The 15,741-nt window shown below is 62.6% G+C and carries 14 protein-coding genes; 5 read left to right on the forward strand and 9 right to left on the reverse strand.

Annotated features, from left to right (window positions below; genetic code table 11):
- Positions 1-136: 136 nt before the first annotated feature.
- Positions 137-1,312, reverse strand: coding sequence for an amidase (locus BN69_RS17285; protein WP_014892944.1), 1,176 nt, complete (start codon positions 1,310-1,312; stop codon positions 137-139).
- Between the two features lie 124 nt (positions 1,313-1,436).
- Here BN69_RS17285 and BN69_RS19525 point away from each other — a divergent pair, with 124 nt between their 5' ends.
- Complete coding sequence (locus BN69_RS19525) at positions 1,437-1,595, forward strand: hypothetical protein (RefSeq protein ID WP_158491330.1); 159 nt, start codon at positions 1,437-1,439, stop codon at positions 1,593-1,595.
- 35 nt (positions 1,596-1,630) lie between these two features.
- On the opposite strand, the gene BN69_RS17290 is transcribed toward BN69_RS19525, so the two are convergent.
- From BN69_RS17290 to BN69_RS17305, 4 genes are read right to left on the reverse strand one after another with little or no spacing between them, the layout of a single operon-like run.
- Positions 1,631-2,101 (reverse strand): DUF2269 family protein, encoded by a 471-nt coding sequence (locus BN69_RS17290; protein ID WP_014892945.1) that lies wholly within the window; start codon positions 2,099-2,101, stop codon positions 1,631-1,633.
- Positions 2,098-3,390 carry an SDR family oxidoreductase gene (locus BN69_RS17295; protein WP_014892946.1) on the reverse strand — a complete coding sequence of 431 codons (1,293 nt, stop codon included), beginning with the start codon at positions 3,388-3,390 and terminating at the stop codon, positions 2,098-2,100. Before BN69_RS17295 ends, BN69_RS17290 begins: the two co-directional genes overlap by 4 nt.
- Before the next feature lie 12 nt (positions 3,391-3,402).
- Positions 3,403-3,987: a hypothetical protein gene (locus BN69_RS17300; RefSeq protein WP_014892947.1), complete on the reverse strand. Its 585-nt coding sequence runs from the start codon at positions 3,985-3,987 to the stop codon at positions 3,403-3,405.
- A gap of 12 nt (positions 3,988-3,999) precedes the next feature.
- On the reverse strand, positions 4,000-5,523 hold the full coding sequence (locus tag BN69_RS17305) for an FAD-dependent oxidoreductase (protein WP_014892948.1): 1,524 nt from the start codon (positions 5,521-5,523) through the stop codon (positions 4,000-4,002).
- A gap of 483 nt (positions 5,524-6,006) precedes the next feature.
- On the opposite strand from BN69_RS17305, the gene BN69_RS17310 reads away from it, so the two are divergent.
- The 4 genes from BN69_RS17310 to BN69_RS17325 are packed head-to-tail and all read left to right on the forward strand — an operon-like array spanning position 6,007 to position 10,978.
- A complete protein-coding gene (locus BN69_RS17310) occupies positions 6,007-7,794 on the forward strand; it encodes a thiamine pyrophosphate-requiring protein (RefSeq protein ID WP_014892949.1) in 1,788 nt (595 codons plus the stop codon).
- Positions 7,791-8,726 carry a hypothetical protein gene (locus BN69_RS17315; RefSeq protein WP_014892950.1) on the forward strand — a complete coding sequence of 312 codons (936 nt, stop codon included), beginning with the start codon at positions 7,791-7,793 and terminating at the stop codon, positions 8,724-8,726. Before BN69_RS17310 ends, BN69_RS17315 begins: the two co-directional genes overlap by 4 nt.
- Positions 8,727-8,750: 24 nt before the next feature.
- Entirely contained in the window at positions 8,751-9,347 is a 597-nt protein-coding gene (locus BN69_RS17320; RefSeq protein WP_014892951.1) for a gluconate 2-dehydrogenase subunit 3 family protein, read from the forward strand.
- Positions 9,344-10,978, forward strand: a complete 1,635-nt coding sequence (locus BN69_RS17325) for a GMC family oxidoreductase (RefSeq protein WP_014892952.1) — start codon at positions 9,344-9,346, stop codon at positions 10,976-10,978. Before BN69_RS17320 ends, BN69_RS17325 begins: the two co-directional genes overlap by 4 nt.
- On the opposite strand, the gene BN69_RS17330 is transcribed toward BN69_RS17325, so the two are convergent.
- The 4 genes from BN69_RS17330 to BN69_RS17345 form a co-directional block, all read right to left on the reverse strand.
- Positions 10,950-12,050 (reverse strand): SDR family oxidoreductase, encoded by a 1,101-nt coding sequence (locus BN69_RS17330; protein ID WP_014892953.1) that lies wholly within the window; start codon positions 12,048-12,050, stop codon positions 10,950-10,952. The genes BN69_RS17325 and BN69_RS17330 overlap by 29 nt on opposite strands.
- Positions 12,051-12,082: 32 nt before the next feature.
- Complete coding sequence (locus BN69_RS17335) at positions 12,083-13,360, reverse strand: alpha-hydroxy acid oxidase (RefSeq protein WP_014892954.1); 1,278 nt, start codon at positions 13,358-13,360, stop codon at positions 12,083-12,085.
- Positions 13,357-14,295, reverse strand: a complete 939-nt coding sequence (locus tag BN69_RS17340) for an SMP-30/gluconolactonase/LRE family protein (RefSeq protein WP_014892955.1) — start codon at positions 14,293-14,295, stop codon at positions 13,357-13,359. Before BN69_RS17340 ends, BN69_RS17335 begins: the two co-directional genes overlap by 4 nt.
- 90 nt (positions 14,296-14,385) lie before the next feature.
- Complete coding sequence (locus BN69_RS17345; RefSeq protein ID WP_014892956.1) at positions 14,386-15,654, reverse strand: family 1 glycosylhydrolase; 1,269 nt, start codon at positions 15,652-15,654, stop codon at positions 14,386-14,388.
- Positions 15,655-15,741: the final 87 nt, after the last annotated feature.

Raw genomic sequence — 15,741 nt, forward strand, 5'->3', positions numbered from 1 at the left:
GCTTCCGCCATATTATCCCCGGCGCGCGAAGCGCGATCGTAATCCAGAGTTGCGACGCTGAGAGGATTTTGCTCTGGAATCCCGGTCAGGCCTTCGCCTGCCGGGAAGGACGACCGGTTGCATAACGGAGAAAAACTTAAAGAGACTTCTTCATCTGCGCGCAGAAGCGCTGCGCAAGGGCGATCAGCGCGTGGTCCGATCCGCGCCGGCCGATGAAAGAGAGCGCAACCGGCGCATCGGTCGTCGGAAGGGGAATGCTGATCTGCGGAAGGCCAAAGAAGCTCGCGATGAGAAACAGGCGCATCATCTGATAGCGCTTGGCGTCGAGCGTTTCCTCGCTTTCGGTGAGCAGCGGCGCGCGAAACGGCGCCGTCGGCGACACGAGGAAGCCTTGCGAACCGAGGAGCGCGTCGATTTTCTTGCGCGCGTCGTCGCGGAAGGCTTCGGCGGCTTTCTTTTGGTCAGGCGTGATTTTCGCCGCATAGGCGAAACGCTGCTCGACGCCCTTGCCAAAAGTCGGGCTGTTCGCCGAAATCCACGCGCCATGCGAGGCCCAGGCCTCGAAGGCCTGCATGTTTCGGAAATGTCCGAGCGCCGTCTTGAAGAAGTCGTCGCCGAGCGTCGCCTCGCGCCAGGGGCCGGACGTCTTCAGAGCGTCGACGGGACCCGCCGCCGCCGAAGCGAAATCCATCCCGACTCCCGAGAAGGCGTCGGTGAGCAGCACGGCTTCTTTGAGCTCGGCGTTCTCCGCGTTTGCCGGCAGTAAAGCCTCGCCGACGGAGGCCATGACGCCGATGTCGCGGGCGAACCAGCCGATGGCGTCGAAGGACGGCGCAAGCGGAATGATTCCATCCATCGCAACCGCGCCATGCGACGCGCGGAAGCCGAACACCCCGCAAAAGGCCGCCGGCGCGCGGCAGGAGCCGGCGGTGTCGGTGCCGATGGCGAAATTGACGAGGCCGGCGGCGACGGCGACCGCCGAGCCTGAAGACGAGCCGCCGGGGTGGCGATTTTGCGCGGCCGGATTGATCGGCGTGCCGTAATGCGGATTGGCGCCGAGCAGGCTATAGGCCATCTCGTCCATTTGCGTCCTGCCGACGAGCCGCGCGCCCGCGTCGAGCAGGCGGTCGACGACGGGCGCATCGCGCTCGGCGGGGGCGTGGGTCGCCGCCCATTTCGGATGGCCGTTGGTCGAGACGTTTCCCGCGACGTCAATGTTCTCCTTGACGACGAAGCTCGCGCCGGACAGGCGTCCCGCCGTTTCCGTGCTCCGGTTGAGAACGACGGACAGCGCGCCGAGATCGTCCTTCATCGCGGCATCCTTCCTTCCAGCGGCTCTAGCATCGGCGGGCGCGGCGAGCATCAAAACAGCGCCCGCCGCGACTATACTGAAGAATGTGGCGAGACAAAATGCAGACGCCGCGGGGAGGCTGCTGTTGCGCCATTCGCAGGGTTACGCCAAATTGTCCGCTGCGGCGCGCGACCATTGGAGACGCAACATGGATGAGTTCGGCGGGGGCTTTATACGCAACGTCATGATTGGCTTTGCGCTGGCTTTGGCCTTTTCCATCATCTACGTCTGGTACACGCGATAAGCGACCGTCGCGCGCTCGGAGACCGTCGCCCCGCGTCAGAATATCTGCGGCTTGGCGATCATCAGCCATATGATCGTCATAACGGCGCCGAACGCCGGAAAGCCGAAAGCGAACCACCACCAGAAAAATCGATGGTAGACCTGCGGCAGCGGCTGGTTCGCCGCTACCGCGGCTTGCGCGATATCGCGCATGCGCATCTGCATCCACACGACAGGCAGCCAGAAGGCGCCGGTCAAGAGATACAGCGCGATCGAGAGCGCGATCCAGCCTTCGATGAGCGAATAGCCGGCCAGCCAGGCGAGCGCGACGCCGGTGATGGGCTGAACCACCACGGCGGAAGCGGTAAAGACGAAGTCCGCGATTACAACGATACGCGCGACCCCGGCGATGACGGGCGCGGAGCGGGAGAAATGCGCCATCAGCATGAAAAATGCGATTCCGGCGCCGGTGCCAAGCAAAACCGCGGCGCCGATGATGTGAATATATTTTAGGAGGAGATAAATCATCGGTCGTCGACGATCGCCAGAGAAACGATGTTCAGCACCATCACAGACCAGATCTTCAGCATCGGCCCGAGCGGCTCCATCCAGAGGCGCGGCACGAGTATGGTGCCAAGGATCAGGTAAATGAAGGATAGGACAAGCGCGGCGAGGAGCGCAATTTTCGATGTGCGGCGAAAGGCGATGGCTATCCCGATGATGAGATCGGATGTGGCGCCCGCGATCACGGCCAGCGGCACGATTGGGCCCGACAGTCCGCCCTCGTACAAAAGCCCCAGCCCGATCTCCCATCCCGGCCCGAAGGAAACCAAGGCGGTCGAAATCCAGAACAGCGCCGTAACGGCGAAAATGAGCGGCTTGAGCGCGTAAATGCGCGAAAACCATTTTTCGCGCACGTCGGCGGGCTCGGCCATAAGCGCCGCTTCAAGCGGCTGCGGCTTGAGTCCCGTCGTGTTTGTCCACGGCGTGGGATCGCCGATGGCGCCGCGGACCATTTCCTGTTTTGCGATGCTGCGGATCGGCGTGCGCCAGCCCAGCCAAGCGAGGAAATCTCCCAGGCGGTACATGCCGTCGATCAGCCAGTCGGGGAGGTCGACGAGCAGGGCGGGACGCCATCCGAGCCATTTGCGGTAGATCGCGACGACCTCGTTGAAGGTCATGCGCTGCGGACCGACGATCTCCAGCTCCACACGCGCGGGCGCCGACGGCGCGAGGAAAAAGAGCGCGGTCGCCACGACGTCGTCGAGCTGAACGATCTGCAGTTCTCCCGCATCCTTGAAGCGTGGCAGCGCCGGCAACGCCGCCAGTCCGCGAAACAACGCGCTGCCGCCGTAAGCGCGGCGTCCGACGACGACCGAGGGACGAAGAATGACCCAATCGAGCGCCGTCGCTTTCAAGGCGGCGTCGCCCTCCGCCTTGCTTCTCGAGAATTCGCTCGGCGTCTGCCGATCGACGCCGACGGCGGAGAAGTGAACGACCCGCTTGACGCCAGCCTGTTCGCAGGCGGCGAACAGGGTCGCCGGACCTCGGCTATGCGCGGCGTCGGTGGAATCGGCGGCGCTTTCGCCAAGCACGCCGGCGCAATTGACGACGGCGTCGACGCCCTCGAGAAGGGGCGCCCATTTCTGCGCCTCCGCCATTCTGAGGTCGAGCGATGTCCATTGCGCCTGTGGAAACTGCCGTCTCACATTCGCGCGTCCGCGCGAAACCGCGATCACGGCGTGCCCGGCCGAGAGGAGCTTGGCAAGGATGCTCGATCCGATAAGGCCCGTCGCGCCCAGGAGAAGAATTTTCATAGCAGGCCTCGACTATTGCGCGGACGATCTTGCGGCGAGCGGAACGAAGCGACCGTGATTTGAGCGCAAGCCGCGCAAGAGTTCCTCCATATACGGCAAAACCGCAAACAGCAGCGCTGCGACAATGGCGCCTATGATATAGGCCAAGGGCAGCGGATTGGCTTTAAACGCGATATCAAAGCGCGGCGCTTCATCTCCGAGCCCAAAAAGCGCCAGGAACTGCGGCCAGTGCCTGGCCGAGATCATCAGCACGGCCGTCAGCGGCATCAGTTCGAGGTAGCTGTGAACGTGCTGCTCGATGGGGGTGATTTTCCGTAACCTGACAGCATAGCTCAAATCCCAAAGCGTGGTGGCCTCGTGAACGAAAAACATCACGATCATAAAGGCGATCACAAGCGCATTGACCTCAAGCAAGAGGACCGCGAGGAATGGCCCCGCGACTTCTGCAAAGAGCAGCAGATGAATAATCGATTCCTTTGCGCCAGCGGTTGTTTCGATGTTGGTGGCGCGGTGACACAGCCAATCGGCGAAACCCGCCATCAGCCAGACAGGAACGACAAAATACATCAGCAGGAGTAATGTCGGATCCTGTTCCATGCTCATCCGCTCTCAAGGCTTGTATTCATGGAGCGGCGCGAAAGCGGGGCCATTGAGCGCTTCGCCGTCGGGTGCAAATTGCGATCCATGACAGGGGCAGTCCCAGCATCGCTCGAAGGCGTTCCAATGCACGAGACAGCCTAGGTGAGAGCAGACAGCTGAACGCAGGAAGAGTTTCCCGTCTTCATTGCGGAAGGCGGCGACCTTGCTCAAGCCGCTGCGAACGATCGCGCCTTCGCCGGGCTTCAACTGATCCCATGAATCGATCTCGCCGGGCGTGACATATTCGGCGAAGTTCTTGGGCGCGGCGAGATTCTCGCTCAAATATTCGCCGATCGCGCTGATGGGTTTCCGAGCCGGCTCATAGGTCTCGGCCCAGCGATTTGCGCCCGTCAGGATCAGGTCCTTGATGATCAATCCGGCGAGCGCGCCATGGGTCATCCCTTGCCCTGAGTCGCCCGTCGCGACGAAAATACGGTCGCTTCCCGGATCGCGGCCAATGAAAGCGACGCCGTCGACAGGTTCGAGCACCTGGCCGGACCAGCGGCGCAACTCCTTGCCCAGCGGCGGCAACAGTCGACGCATCCAATCTTCAAGCGCCGCAAAGCGGCGATCTGCGTCATTCGCCTCGCCCGAGCGATGATCCTCGCCCCCCACGATCAAGATGTCGAGGCCGTCGTCGCCGGGCTGCAGTCGCACATAATGATAAGGATCGAGCGTGTCCCAATAGAGAGCGTCGGGAAGCGCGCCCGAAGGCGATTCGAACGCCATGGCGTAAGTGCGGTAAGGCGCCTGCTTCGTGTGAATGGCGAAGCGATCGCTGATCGGCGCGTTCGTGGCGACGACGGCGTAATCGGCGCGCACAGCCCGGCCGTCAGAGGTCGCCACACGAACCCCGCCGTCGTCTTCCACGACGTCAACCACCGTCGTGTTCGCGTAAAAATGGCCGCCGGCCTTGGCGATCGCCCGCGCAAGACCCTGCAAATATTTGAGCGGATGCACGCGCGCCTGGTCGGAATAGCGGAGCGCCAGCGTGCATTCATGACCGACAAAAGGCGCGCCCATCTGCTTGATGACAGGCAGCCCCGCCTTTTTTGTCGCGATGAATTCGCGCTCCAGAAATGCCGCGTCTTCTTCCCTCGCCGCAAAGAGATAGCCGTCGACCCGCCGAAAGTCGCAGTCGAAGTTGAGCGTCTGTTGCAGGCTCTCGATGCGATCAATGGCGGCCTGCTGGCTTTCGCGCCAGGCGCTTGCGATTTCTTCGCCGCGCAGTCGGATAAGTTCGTCGAATCCGTCGTCGCTTGCCGAAGCGAGATGCGCAGTGGTGCGCGCCGTCATTCCCTTGCCGATCGGCCCGCGATCGAGAACAATAACCTTTCTGCCGGCGGCCGCGAGTTCATATGCGACTGACATGCCCGCGATGCCGGAGCCGATAACGACAACGTCGGCGCGTTCGTCATTGAGGAGAGGGCCGGCCCCCTCGATGACCGGCTGATCCGTCCAATAGGACCGACTTCTTTCGGAAGCGACATTCATCGGATATTCGACGCTCTGCAATGTGTGTGAACGGCGGCTGCAGACTAAAACGAACGCGCGGGCTCAGTGTTCCCTCACGCCCTGGTCGCTTGGGAGGACATGCGGCTTAACAGCCAGGAAGACGCAGCCTTCCCTCTAGCGCACCATCCGATAAATCACGCCGAATAAGGTGGCGTTGACTGTCGCCAACATGAATACGATCAGCAACGTCTCAGCTACTCGACTATGCCGGGACGACATGGACGCCTCACGCACGGATTGCAAAGCGGCAAATTAGTTAGAGCGGCTGCGTGAAGCGACAATGCGAAATGCGCTTCCTATTTCGAATGGCGCCGTCCACAGCCCCAAGCTCAGCGAATGTTCCCGTTCAGGTGCAATGGGCGCACGACGCCGATGCGCTGTCGGAACATGCGGACCGGCGGCCGGTTATCCCGATAGCGGGCGTCGGAGCGTCCTTCAGCTTCACAATCGAGCGAGACGGCCATGAGCGGCACTGTTGGCGATTTCTTTGTCCGCCGGCTGCACGAATGGGGCGTGCGGCGCATTTTCGGCTATCCCGGCGATGGCATCAACGGCGTGCTGGGGGCGTTGCAGCGCGCCAAAGGCAAGATCGAGTTCATTCAGGTGCGGCACGAGGAGATGGCCGCTTTCATGGCCAGCGCGCACGCTAAATTCACTGGAGAATTGGGCGTGTGCCTTTCAACCGGCGGACCCGGCGCCGCTCATCTCATCACCGGACTCTATGACGCCAAATGCGATCACATGCCGGTTCTCGCGATCTCCGGCCAAGCGCCGCGTACGGCGCGCGGCTCGCACTATCAGCAAGAGCTCAACCTTGATCGGATGTTTTCCGACGTCGCCGCCTTCGTGCAGGAAGCGGAGACGCCTTCGCAAGTCAGGATGCTGACCGACCGCGCCATTCGTATCGCCAAGGCCGAACATGCGGTTTCCGTCATCATTTTCCCCGCCGACCTGCAAGACCTCGAATATGAGGAGCCGCCGCGCGAGCATGGATCCGTGCGAACGGGCGTCGGCTATTCGCGTCCGGTGATTGTTCCGCGGCACAAGGATCTGCTGCGCGCCGCCGAGGTCTTGAACGCGGGCCGCAAGGTCGCTGTGCTCATCGGCGCGGGAGCGCTTGGCGCATCGAAGCAGGTCGTCGAAGTCGCCGAGAAGCTGAAGGCGGGCGTGGCGAAGGCGCTGCTCGGGAAAGCCGCCTTGCCGGACGCTTTGCCTTGGGTCACCGGCTCCATCGGACTGCTTGGCACCAAGCCAAGCTATGATCTGATGATGGAGTGCGACACCTTGCTGATGATCGGCTCCGGCTTTCCATATTCGGAGTTTCTTCCGCGCGAGGGCCAGGCGCGGGGCGTACAGATCGACATCGATCCATCCATGCTCAGCATTCGCTTCCCGATGGAGGTCAATCTCCATGGCGACGCCGCCGCGACGCTCGAAGCGCTCCTGCCGCTCATCGAAGAAAAGAGCCATTTCGGCTGGCGCGACCGCATCGAGAAAGACGTGCGGGACTGGTGGGAGCTGATGGAGCAGCGGGCGATGGCGCCGGCGCGCCCCATCAATCCGCAGCTCGTCGCGTGGGATTTGTCGCCGCGGCTTCCGGACGGCGCCATCATCACGTCAGACTCCGGCTCTTGCGCCAATTGGTATGCGCGCGATCTCAAGATCAGGCCGGGCATGATGTGCTCGCTTTCGGGCGGGCTCGCGTCCATGGGCGCGGCCGTGCCTTACGCGATCGCCGCCAAACTTGCGCATCCCGAACGGCCCGTCATCTCCCTCGTGGGAGACGGGGCGATGCAGATGAACAATATGGCCGAGTTGATCACGGTCGCGAAATACTGGCGCGAATGGAGCAACCCGAGCTGGATCTGCTGCGTGTTTAACAACGAGGATCTCAATCAGGTCACGTGGGAGCAGCGCGTCATGGAGGGCAACCCGAAGTTCGAGGCGACCCAGAATATTCCTGACGTTCCCTACCACCGCTTCGCGGAATTGATCGGGTTGAAGGGCATTTTCGTCGACGATCCAGACCGGCTTGCCGCGGCGTGGGAGGAAGCGTTGTCCTGCGACCGTCCCGTCGTGCTGGAGGTCAAAACGGATCCCGAAGTGCCGCCGCTGCCGGCGCATATCTCGTTCGAACAGGCGCGAAATTTTGCAACGACTCTTTTCAAGGGAGATCCCGAGCAGAGCCGTTTGATACAGGGAACGGCGAGGCAGGTTCTCGCCTCTGTTCTCCCTGGCGGGGAAGAATGAGTCAGCGGCTGCGCATCGCGGTGCCGAAGCTGGCGGGCGCATTCGTCTTGGGAGTGGTTTGCGCGCAAGGGGCGCGTCTCGTCGGCGTCCTTCCACGGAAGGCCGCCGGGCTGTCGCGCGCGCATGAATTGCCGAGCCGCGCACGCGCGCTGGAGGGCTCGGCCGCGCTGCTCGCCGCCTCGGTCCTCGCTGACAGCGCCGTCGAACATTATCGAGGGTCTTTTGAGAATCCGGGAATGTTCGCGCCTCTGATCAGCTCGGCGTTGACGCTGCTTGCCGGGGGCGAAGGCGCCGCGTTCGGCGCGGCGCGGGCGCGCGCCTTTCGAAAGAGCTCCTTCGCCATGGCCGTTGCGGTGGGCGCGATCGGCGCCTCTTTTCACGTCTATGACGTCTTTCGCCGACCGGGTGGGGTGAGCTGGTTGAATCTCTTCTATGGCGCGCCGCTCGGGGCGCCGGCGGCGCTCTCCGTCGCGGGCGTCCTCGGCCTTTGCGCGGAGCGCCTCGGCGCTGGCGCAACGCGGCTCTTTGGCCTGCCCGCGGGTCGGGCGCTGGCGGCGCTCAGCAGCTTCGCGCTTGCCGGAACGGTGGCGGAGGCGGCGCTCCTGCATTTCAGGGGCGCCTTCCATAATCCCTTCATGTGGGTTCCGGTGACGCTGCCGCCGGTGGCGTCAGGGCTGATGGCCAAGGCTGCCCTTCAACGACCGACCAAATCGCGCCATCCGCTGGCGCGCGCCTGGCTGTGGGTCACCGCGATCGCCGGCTTTCTTGGCGTCGGGTTTCACGCCTATGGCGTTTCGCGCGCGATGGGCGGCTGGCGCAACTGGAGCCAGAACGTCATCGACGGACCGCCCTTGCCGGCCCCGCCCGCCTTTTCCGCGCTCGCGCTTTCGGCGCTCACCTCGTTATCGCTTTTGGAAGAGAGCGGCGCCTGAGGCAAGCGCCGCAGAGGCCGAAACATGGATACGCCCTATCGAGGCTACGACGTCCTCGCCAAATGGAACACCGTGTCGTTCGACGATCGAACGCGCGAGGCGCTGACCCGGCGACTGCAAGGCGGTCTTGAGCGGCGCTTTCTCTCAAAAGAGGAGTTCGAGCTCCTCGCCGCGATCGTCGAGCGGCTGGCGCCCGTCTTTTGCGAGAGTGCGCGCCGGGCGATCGCGCAGTGGATCGACGATCGACTGTTCCACAATGTCGGCGAAGGTTTTCGATATGCGGGCGAGCCGCCGATGCGCGAGACTTGGCGCAAAGGCCTCGCGGCGATTGACGGGGAGGCGCGCCGCTTGTTCGCGGTGAGCTTCACGCTGCTCGACGGCTCACGAAAGGATGCGACGTTGCGCGCCATTCAGAAGGGCGTCGTCGACGACGCCCTTTGGCGGGGTCTACGCCCCTCTCTGTTCTTCTCCCATACGCTGTTGAAAACCATCGCAGGCCTTGCTTATGCGCATCCGTCTGCGTGGAGCGACATCGGCTTTGGCGGTCCAGCCAGTCCGCGCGGCTATGTGCGTCTTGGCTTCAACCAGCGCGATCCATGGGAAGCGAAGGAATCTCGATGAATGTCGAGCGTCCGCGCGCAAAGGACGGACGCGCGCCAGACGTCTTCACGCGCGGCGGCTGGACGCCGATGCGGCAATACGCCGAACGCGCGCCCGTCGATTTTCTGATCGTCGGCGCCGGCGCAGGCGGCGCGACGCTCGCATGCAGGCTCGCTGAAAAGGGCTTCTCGGTTGTCGTGCTCGACGCCGGACCTTTCTGGCGGCCGCTCGACGATTTCGCCTCCGACGAGCTGGCGCAGCAAAACTTGTTTTGGACCGACGACCGCATCACCGGCGGAGAAGATCCGATCGCATTGGGCGGCAACAACTCCGGTCGCGGCGTCGGCGGCTCTACGATCCATTTCAGCATGATCTCGCTTCGGTTCCGACCGGAATGGTTCAAGTCGAAGAGCGAACTCGGCTACGGCTTCGACTGGCCGATCTCGTACGAGGAGATCGCGCCTTATTACGAAGAGGTGGAGGAGGCGCTGAAGGTCGCGGGCCCGGTGAACTATCCCTGGGGTCCGCCGCGCCGGCGCTATCCCTATCGTCCGCACGAGGTGAATGCGGCGGGGCTCGTTCTGGCTCGAGGCGCAGAGAAGCTCGGGGTGAAATGGGCCGCAACGCCGCTTGCGACGGTTTCGGCGCCGCGCGGCGAATCTCCCCCATGCGTCTACAGAGGTTTCTGTAATTTCGGCTGTTCGACGAACGCCAAACAGAGCGCGCTCATCGTCTGGATCCCGCGCGCGCTTCGCGCCGGCGCCGAGGTGCGCGATCTGGCGATGGCGGGGCGCATCGAGCTGGATCAAAAGGGGCGGGTGTCCGGCGTCGAATATTTTCGCGAAGGCGATTGGCGCTTTCAGAAGGCGCGCAACGTCGTTGTCGCCGGCTATGCGATCGAAACGCCGAGACTGCTGCTCAACTCGGCTTGTCCGAAGTTTCCACAGGGGCTCGCGAACAGCTCAGGCATGGTCGGCGCGCATCTTCTCACCCATGCAGGGCCGGGCGTCTGGGCGACATTCGATGACGAAATTCGCTGGTACAAGGGGCCGCCCAATATGGCGGTCACCGAACATTGGAACTACACGGATGAGGGCAAGGACTTTCATGGCGCCTACGCTTTCATGAGCCAGGGACCCTTGCCGATGGCCTGGGCGCAAGTCCTAGCGACCTCGCGCGGCCTTTGGGGCGACGAACTGCGGCGCGAGATGCAGAAATACAATCACACAGCCGGATTCGTTCCCGTCGCCGAGACCGAGCCGCGGCAAGAGAATCGAGTCGAGCTTGCGGAGGATGCGGATCAGTTCGGACTCAGGATTCCGCGCGTCACATTCTCCTATTCGGAAAATGATCTCCGCTTGCAGCGCCATGCGGTTCGCTTCATGAGCGAGATGCTTGAGGCTGCGGGCGGCTACGACCTCTGGACCAACAGCGACACCAGCCATATCCTCGGCACATGCCGCATGGGCGACGATCCGCGAACGAGCGTCGTGGACGCGGACGGCCGCAGCTGGGATATCCCCAATCTGTGGATCTGCGACGGCTCGCTTTTTCCAACCTGCGGCGGCGTCAACCCGTCTTTGACGATTCAGGCGCTCGCCTGCAGGATATCCGACCGCATCGCTAGCCTCGCGGCGTCGGGACAGCTCTAGCGCCATTCGGCCGGCGTAAGGCGCGCGCTTGGACGCCTCCGCGCGAACGGCCGAAAAGGAATGCGCCCGCAAGCAAGCCCAACCCGGCGAGCAATGCGCCGCTGCGCAGATGGAACGGATCGATCGCGATGAGCTCATGCTTGGCGCGCGCGCTGAAGCGGCCGCGCGCCCCATGATCCTCGCTCGCTGGCCCAAGCAATTCGTCGGGATCGCCAGGCAGGACAGGATCGTCGGAGATCTGCTGTTCGTAAGAGTGACGCGCCAGATAGCGATCGGTGAATCCCGGCGCAGCTATTGCTCCCGCTATCGCCTGCAGAGTCGGAAAGCCGAGCCAAAGCTCACGCGGGATGTGGGACGATAGCGCGATGTTTACGACCGCCTGCGCCACGGCCTCCGGCTCGTAGCAGGCGCCGATCGGCTGGTGGCGATGCGCGAAGTGCATGTGCGACCAGTCGAATTGCGGCGTATTGACGCCCGGCAGCTGAACCATCGTCAGTCGAATGGGACTATGATCATGGATCAATTCGGTGCGCAGCGAATCCGTAAATCCACGAATGGCGAATTTCGACGCGCAATAGGCCGATTGCAGCGGTATCGCTCGGTAGGCGAGCGCGGAGCCGATCTGAATGATGGTTCCTGCGCCGCGTGGCCGCATATGGCGAAGCGCCGCCAGCGTCCCGTGCACATATCCGAGATAGGTGACTTCCGTCACCCGTTTGAACTCTTCAGCGGATATCGTGTCGACAGGCCCGACCACGGTCTCCATGGCGGCGTTCACCCAAACGTCGATCCTCCCCCATCGATCGGCGACATGTCGCGCGGCGGCGTCAACCTGCTTGGGATTTGCGACGTCGGTCATTATCGCAAGCGGCTCGCCGCCAAGCCGCTCGACATCTTCGCGCGCGCCGTCAAGACCCGCTTGACCCCGCGCAAGAAGGGCGACCCGGAATCCGCGCTGAGCGAAAGCCGCGGCGATCGCGCGTCCAACCCCCGCAGACCCGCCGGTGACGATGGCGACGGGGGCGTCATTCGGCAAAGTGCCGGGTTCGGTCGAGTCTGCGGCGTTTTCCATCGAATGTGTCCTTGGCTTTGCTCGCGCTCGGCTTAGCGGGTCAGAAACTCCGGCCCGAGCGCGCTTATGGAAGGAGCGCCCAAGAGGCCGAGATCGCGATCGATCTCCTCGCGCAAAATGTCGATCGCGCGCTCGACGCCGGGTTCGCCCGCCGCCGACAAGCCGTAAAGCGTCGCGCGGCCGAGCAGCACGGCGTCGGCTCCGAGCGCCAGCGCCTTCACCACGTCCGTTCCGCGGCGAACGCCGCCGTCCACGATCAGCGTCTTGCCGTTGCGAATAAAGCCGCGCGCGGCGGGCAGCGCGTCCAATCCGGAGATCGTCCAATCCAATTGCCGTCCGCCGTGGTTGGAGAGAATGACGCCGTCGGCGCCGATCGCCATGGCGCGCTCCACGTCATGAACGTTGAGCAAGCCCTTGATCAGCAGCTTGCGTGGCCAGAGAGCGCGAATCCGCGCCATTTCCTTCCAGTCGAGCGTATGATCCATATTCGCGCGAATCCAGAAGGCGCTCTCGAAGAAGCCCCGACGATCCTTGGGAAGGTAATCGATCAGGTTGACGAAAGAAGGCATCCCTCGCCGCAAAGTCGTCGCGATCCATTGTGGATGCAGCGTGGCTTCAACGAGCGAAGCCAGCGAGAGCCTGCCAGGATGCGCGAACCGTCGCTCTTCCCATTCCCGGTCGCCGTAAAACTGCGCATCGATCGTTACGACGAGCGCTTCGCAGCCGGCATTGCCCGCGCGGTCGATCAGATCGTCGCGGATCCAGCGATCGCCAAAGACGTAGAGTTGCCACCAATGCCGCAGTCCCGGAATCGCGGAGACGTCTTCCATCGAGTCGTTCGACATGGTGCTTTGAATGAAGGGAATGCCGGCCTTTGCCGCGGCGGTGCCCAAGAGCACATCCGCCTTGCTCCAAAATAATCCGTTCAAGCCGGTCGGCGCGATCGCAAACGGAAGCGGCATGGAGCGGCCGAATAGAGATACGCTCAGATCGCGATGGGCGACATCGACCAAAGCCCGAGGCAACAGGCGGTAGCTGGCGAGCGCCGCAAGATTGCGCGAGAGGGTCGCCTCTTCTTCGGCTCCGCCTTCCAGATATTCGAGCGCAAAGTCGGGCAGGCGGCGATGGGCCATCGCCCTGAGATCATCGACGGTGCGCGCGTGCTCGAGCGCATGGCCAGCGTAGAGCTTGCGTCGTGGCGTACCCTTCACCGTCGCGGGGCTTGCGTCGAGCCGCGCCGCCGCGGCGCCCGCCTCCACTTGAGATGACGCCCCATTCTCGCGGCGCAGCGCGCGTAACGACGGCCTCATGACGGCGCCTCATCCGCGAAGAGGTTTGGCGGACGTCCTTCGACGCCCGGCCGACAACGAAAAATGCCGCCCGCATGAGGCTCTTGCTGCTTTGAAACGCCTTGCGACGCGGAGGTGACATAGAGCGAGCGATAATCTGCGTCTCCGAACGCGCACATCGTCGGTTGACTGACGGGCAGATGAATTTGGCGGTCGATGGCGCCGCTGGGCGCGATGCGCAGAATGCGTCCCCCGCCATACAGCGCGCACCAGTAGAAGCCATCGCTGTCGACCGCGGCGCCGTCGGGCTTTCCGTCCGATCGCTCGAATTGCGCGAAGGTTCGCGGAGACGATAGGGCGCCGCTTTCAATGTCGAAATCAAAAGCCGTCACCCTGCGCGTGGGCGTATCCGCAAAATACATGATGCGATTGTCCGGGCTCCAAGCCATGCCATTGGCGATCACCGCACTCGCGGAAGTCGAAGTCAGCGCCTGCCCATGAGCAAGAAGATGAACGGGCGCGGCGCCGCCGAGAGGGCCGGCGGCGCTTGCGCTGCGCTCGCCGGGCGGGCTTGGCAGGGGATCGTATTTCGCGCCGATCCAAAAGCGGCCGCGAGCGTCGCATTTGCCTTCATTGAATCGGTGCGAGAGCGGATTGTACGGCAGCGCGTCGAGCGAGGCGAAATTGCCTTCAAATAGTGAGATCCTTGCAAGTCCCAGCCGCAAGGCGACAAGAACGTCGCCGCTGCGGCAAAGCGCAAAGGCGCCGATCTGGCACGGCATGACCCACCGCTCGTCCTCGCCGCTGCTGGGATCGAATCTGTGTAATGCAGGCTCTTCGATATCGATCCAGTAGAGGCGCTGCTCGCGCTCGGACCATGTCGGGCTTTCGCCGGTGATCGCGCGCGCGTCATGCACGAGCTCCACCTGCTCAAAATGTTCAAAGCGCGACGTCATGATCTAACTCGAGCCCGATTATTGTCGTGCAGGCTTAGAAGTTAGGGCGCCGCCGGAATCAGTCACCCCGTGAGACCCCTACTTGAAGGATCAAGCGTGTTCCGATTGCTCCGCTTGGATGGGCGTTTTGGGGGGATGAACGCGCGGACGCCGCGCCAAGGGCACAGTGAGGCACACGCTTTGCGCCGGCAAGACCTCGCGCCAATCCTGGATCAGCTGCTTGTAGGCCTTCCCGACTGGACGCGGCTTCCGGTCGAGATCGTACAGGCCCAGAGGATTCACATGTCCCCGCTTCTCGCGCAGAGCTATATCCCAGTCCACTTGATCCGTCAGCGAATACCAAGTGAATCCGACGATCGGCACGCCGCTATTGCGCACGCGTAGAACGTTCGCCCATTCCTTGCGAAGCCAATAAACCGCTTCATTTCCTTCCGGCCCTTCGCAGGTGTTTGTCTCCGTGTGCATGACCGGCAGACCATACCGATCATAATACTGGCGGGTGATCTCATTGTATCCGAAGATCTCACCGCAGGATTCGGCCTCGCCTTTGGCGTCGACCATGTGCTCGTTCCTGCTGTAATAGTCATTGCCCATGATGCAGTGACTCTTGAGATGTTCGTTCATGAAGAAATCGTACTCCTGATCGGTCATTCCGTTGTCCGCCAGGAATCGATACATTTCGGAATTCACTCTGTGCCCATAATTGAGATCGAGCGAAAGAAAGCGGCGCTCGTTCATGATCTCCGCGGGCCCTATGGCTTTGGGATTGGCGGCGTGAAAATATTCCGTTGACTCGCTTTGCACGAAGATCGCGTCCGGTCGCACCGCAAGGATGGCATGCATGGCGAGGACGTTGGCTTTGACGATATGTTTGAGCGCCGTCACGAAACTCCTGTCGCTTTGCAATTGCTCGTTCCACCAGCCATAGGCGGCGGAGAAGGTGGCGCAGACGAACATTTCATTGACGGGCGTGTAGAGCTGCACCCAAGGATAGCGCTCGGCGAAGGCTCTCGCGTAACGGGCGAAGAGTTCGGGAAAATCGGGATTTTGAAAATCTCCGATCCAATCCGGCACCCCAAAATGACAGAGATCGGCGATGGGGATGATGCCGCGCGCGTCGAGTTCGCCAAAGGTCAGGTCGGTGAACTCCCAATCGAACCGATTGGGACCCAAAAAGACCTTGTAGAGCGGCGGACCGTATCGCAGGCACCCGATACGAAGTTCGTTCTGAACAAGAGCGAAATCTTCGCGCCAGCATTGGTAATGCCTGCACGCCTCCATCTCGTCGATGCGCCTGCGGCCGTTATCAATGGTCGGACTGCTGTTTTCTATGCCTGTGCTGAACATGAAATGCGTCATCGTCCGGCTCCTTGAGAGCGCACAGGATGCTAGCTATAGAGCCTTGCCGGAATTGAAAGCGCCCAGGTGAGAAAAGCCGCCGCGCTC

Source organism: Methylocystis sp. SC2, assembly GCF_000304315.1.
In the GTDB taxonomy this organism is placed as follows: domain Bacteria; phylum Pseudomonadota; class Alphaproteobacteria; order Rhizobiales; family Beijerinckiaceae; genus Methylocystis.

Excerpts from the sequence above, each read along its gene's own strand:
- BN69_RS17285 (WP_014892944.1), bottom strand. The coding sequence starts at position 1,312 with ATGAAGGACGATCTCGGCGCGCTGTCCGTCGTTCTCAACCGGAGCACG.
- BN69_RS17290 (WP_014892945.1), bottom strand. The coding sequence starts at position 2,101 with ATGATTTATCTCCTCCTAAAATATATTCACATCATCGGCGCCGCGGTT.
- BN69_RS17295 (WP_014892946.1), bottom strand. The coding sequence starts at position 3,390 with ATGAAAATTCTTCTCCTGGGCGCGACGGGCCTTATCGGATCGAGCATC.
- BN69_RS17300 (WP_014892947.1), bottom strand. The coding sequence starts at position 3,987 with ATGGAACAGGATCCGACATTACTCCTGCTGATGTATTTTGTCGTTCCT.
- BN69_RS17305 (WP_014892948.1), bottom strand. The coding sequence starts at position 5,523 with ATGAATGTCGCTTCCGAAAGAAGTCGGTCCTATTGGACGGATCAGCCG.
- BN69_RS17310 (WP_014892949.1), top strand. The coding sequence starts at position 6,007 with ATGAGCGGCACTGTTGGCGATTTCTTTGTCCGCCGGCTGCACGAATGG.
- BN69_RS17315 (WP_014892950.1), top strand. The coding sequence starts at position 7,791 with ATGAGTCAGCGGCTGCGCATCGCGGTGCCGAAGCTGGCGGGCGCATTC.
- BN69_RS17320 (WP_014892951.1), top strand. The coding sequence starts at position 8,751 with ATGGATACGCCCTATCGAGGCTACGACGTCCTCGCCAAATGGAACACC.
- BN69_RS17325 (WP_014892952.1), top strand. The coding sequence starts at position 9,344 with ATGAATGTCGAGCGTCCGCGCGCAAAGGACGGACGCGCGCCAGACGTC.
- BN69_RS17330 (WP_014892953.1), bottom strand. The coding sequence starts at position 12,050 with ATGGAAAACGCCGCAGACTCGACCGAACCCGGCACTTTGCCGAATGAC.
- BN69_RS17335 (WP_014892954.1), bottom strand. The coding sequence starts at position 13,360 with ATGAGGCCGTCGTTACGCGCGCTGCGCCGCGAGAATGGGGCGTCATCT.
- BN69_RS17340 (WP_014892955.1), bottom strand. The coding sequence starts at position 14,295 with ATGACGTCGCGCTTTGAACATTTTGAGCAGGTGGAGCTCGTGCATGAC.
- BN69_RS17345 (WP_014892956.1), bottom strand. The coding sequence starts at position 15,654 with ATGACGCATTTCATGTTCAGCACAGGCATAGAAAACAGCAGTCCGACC.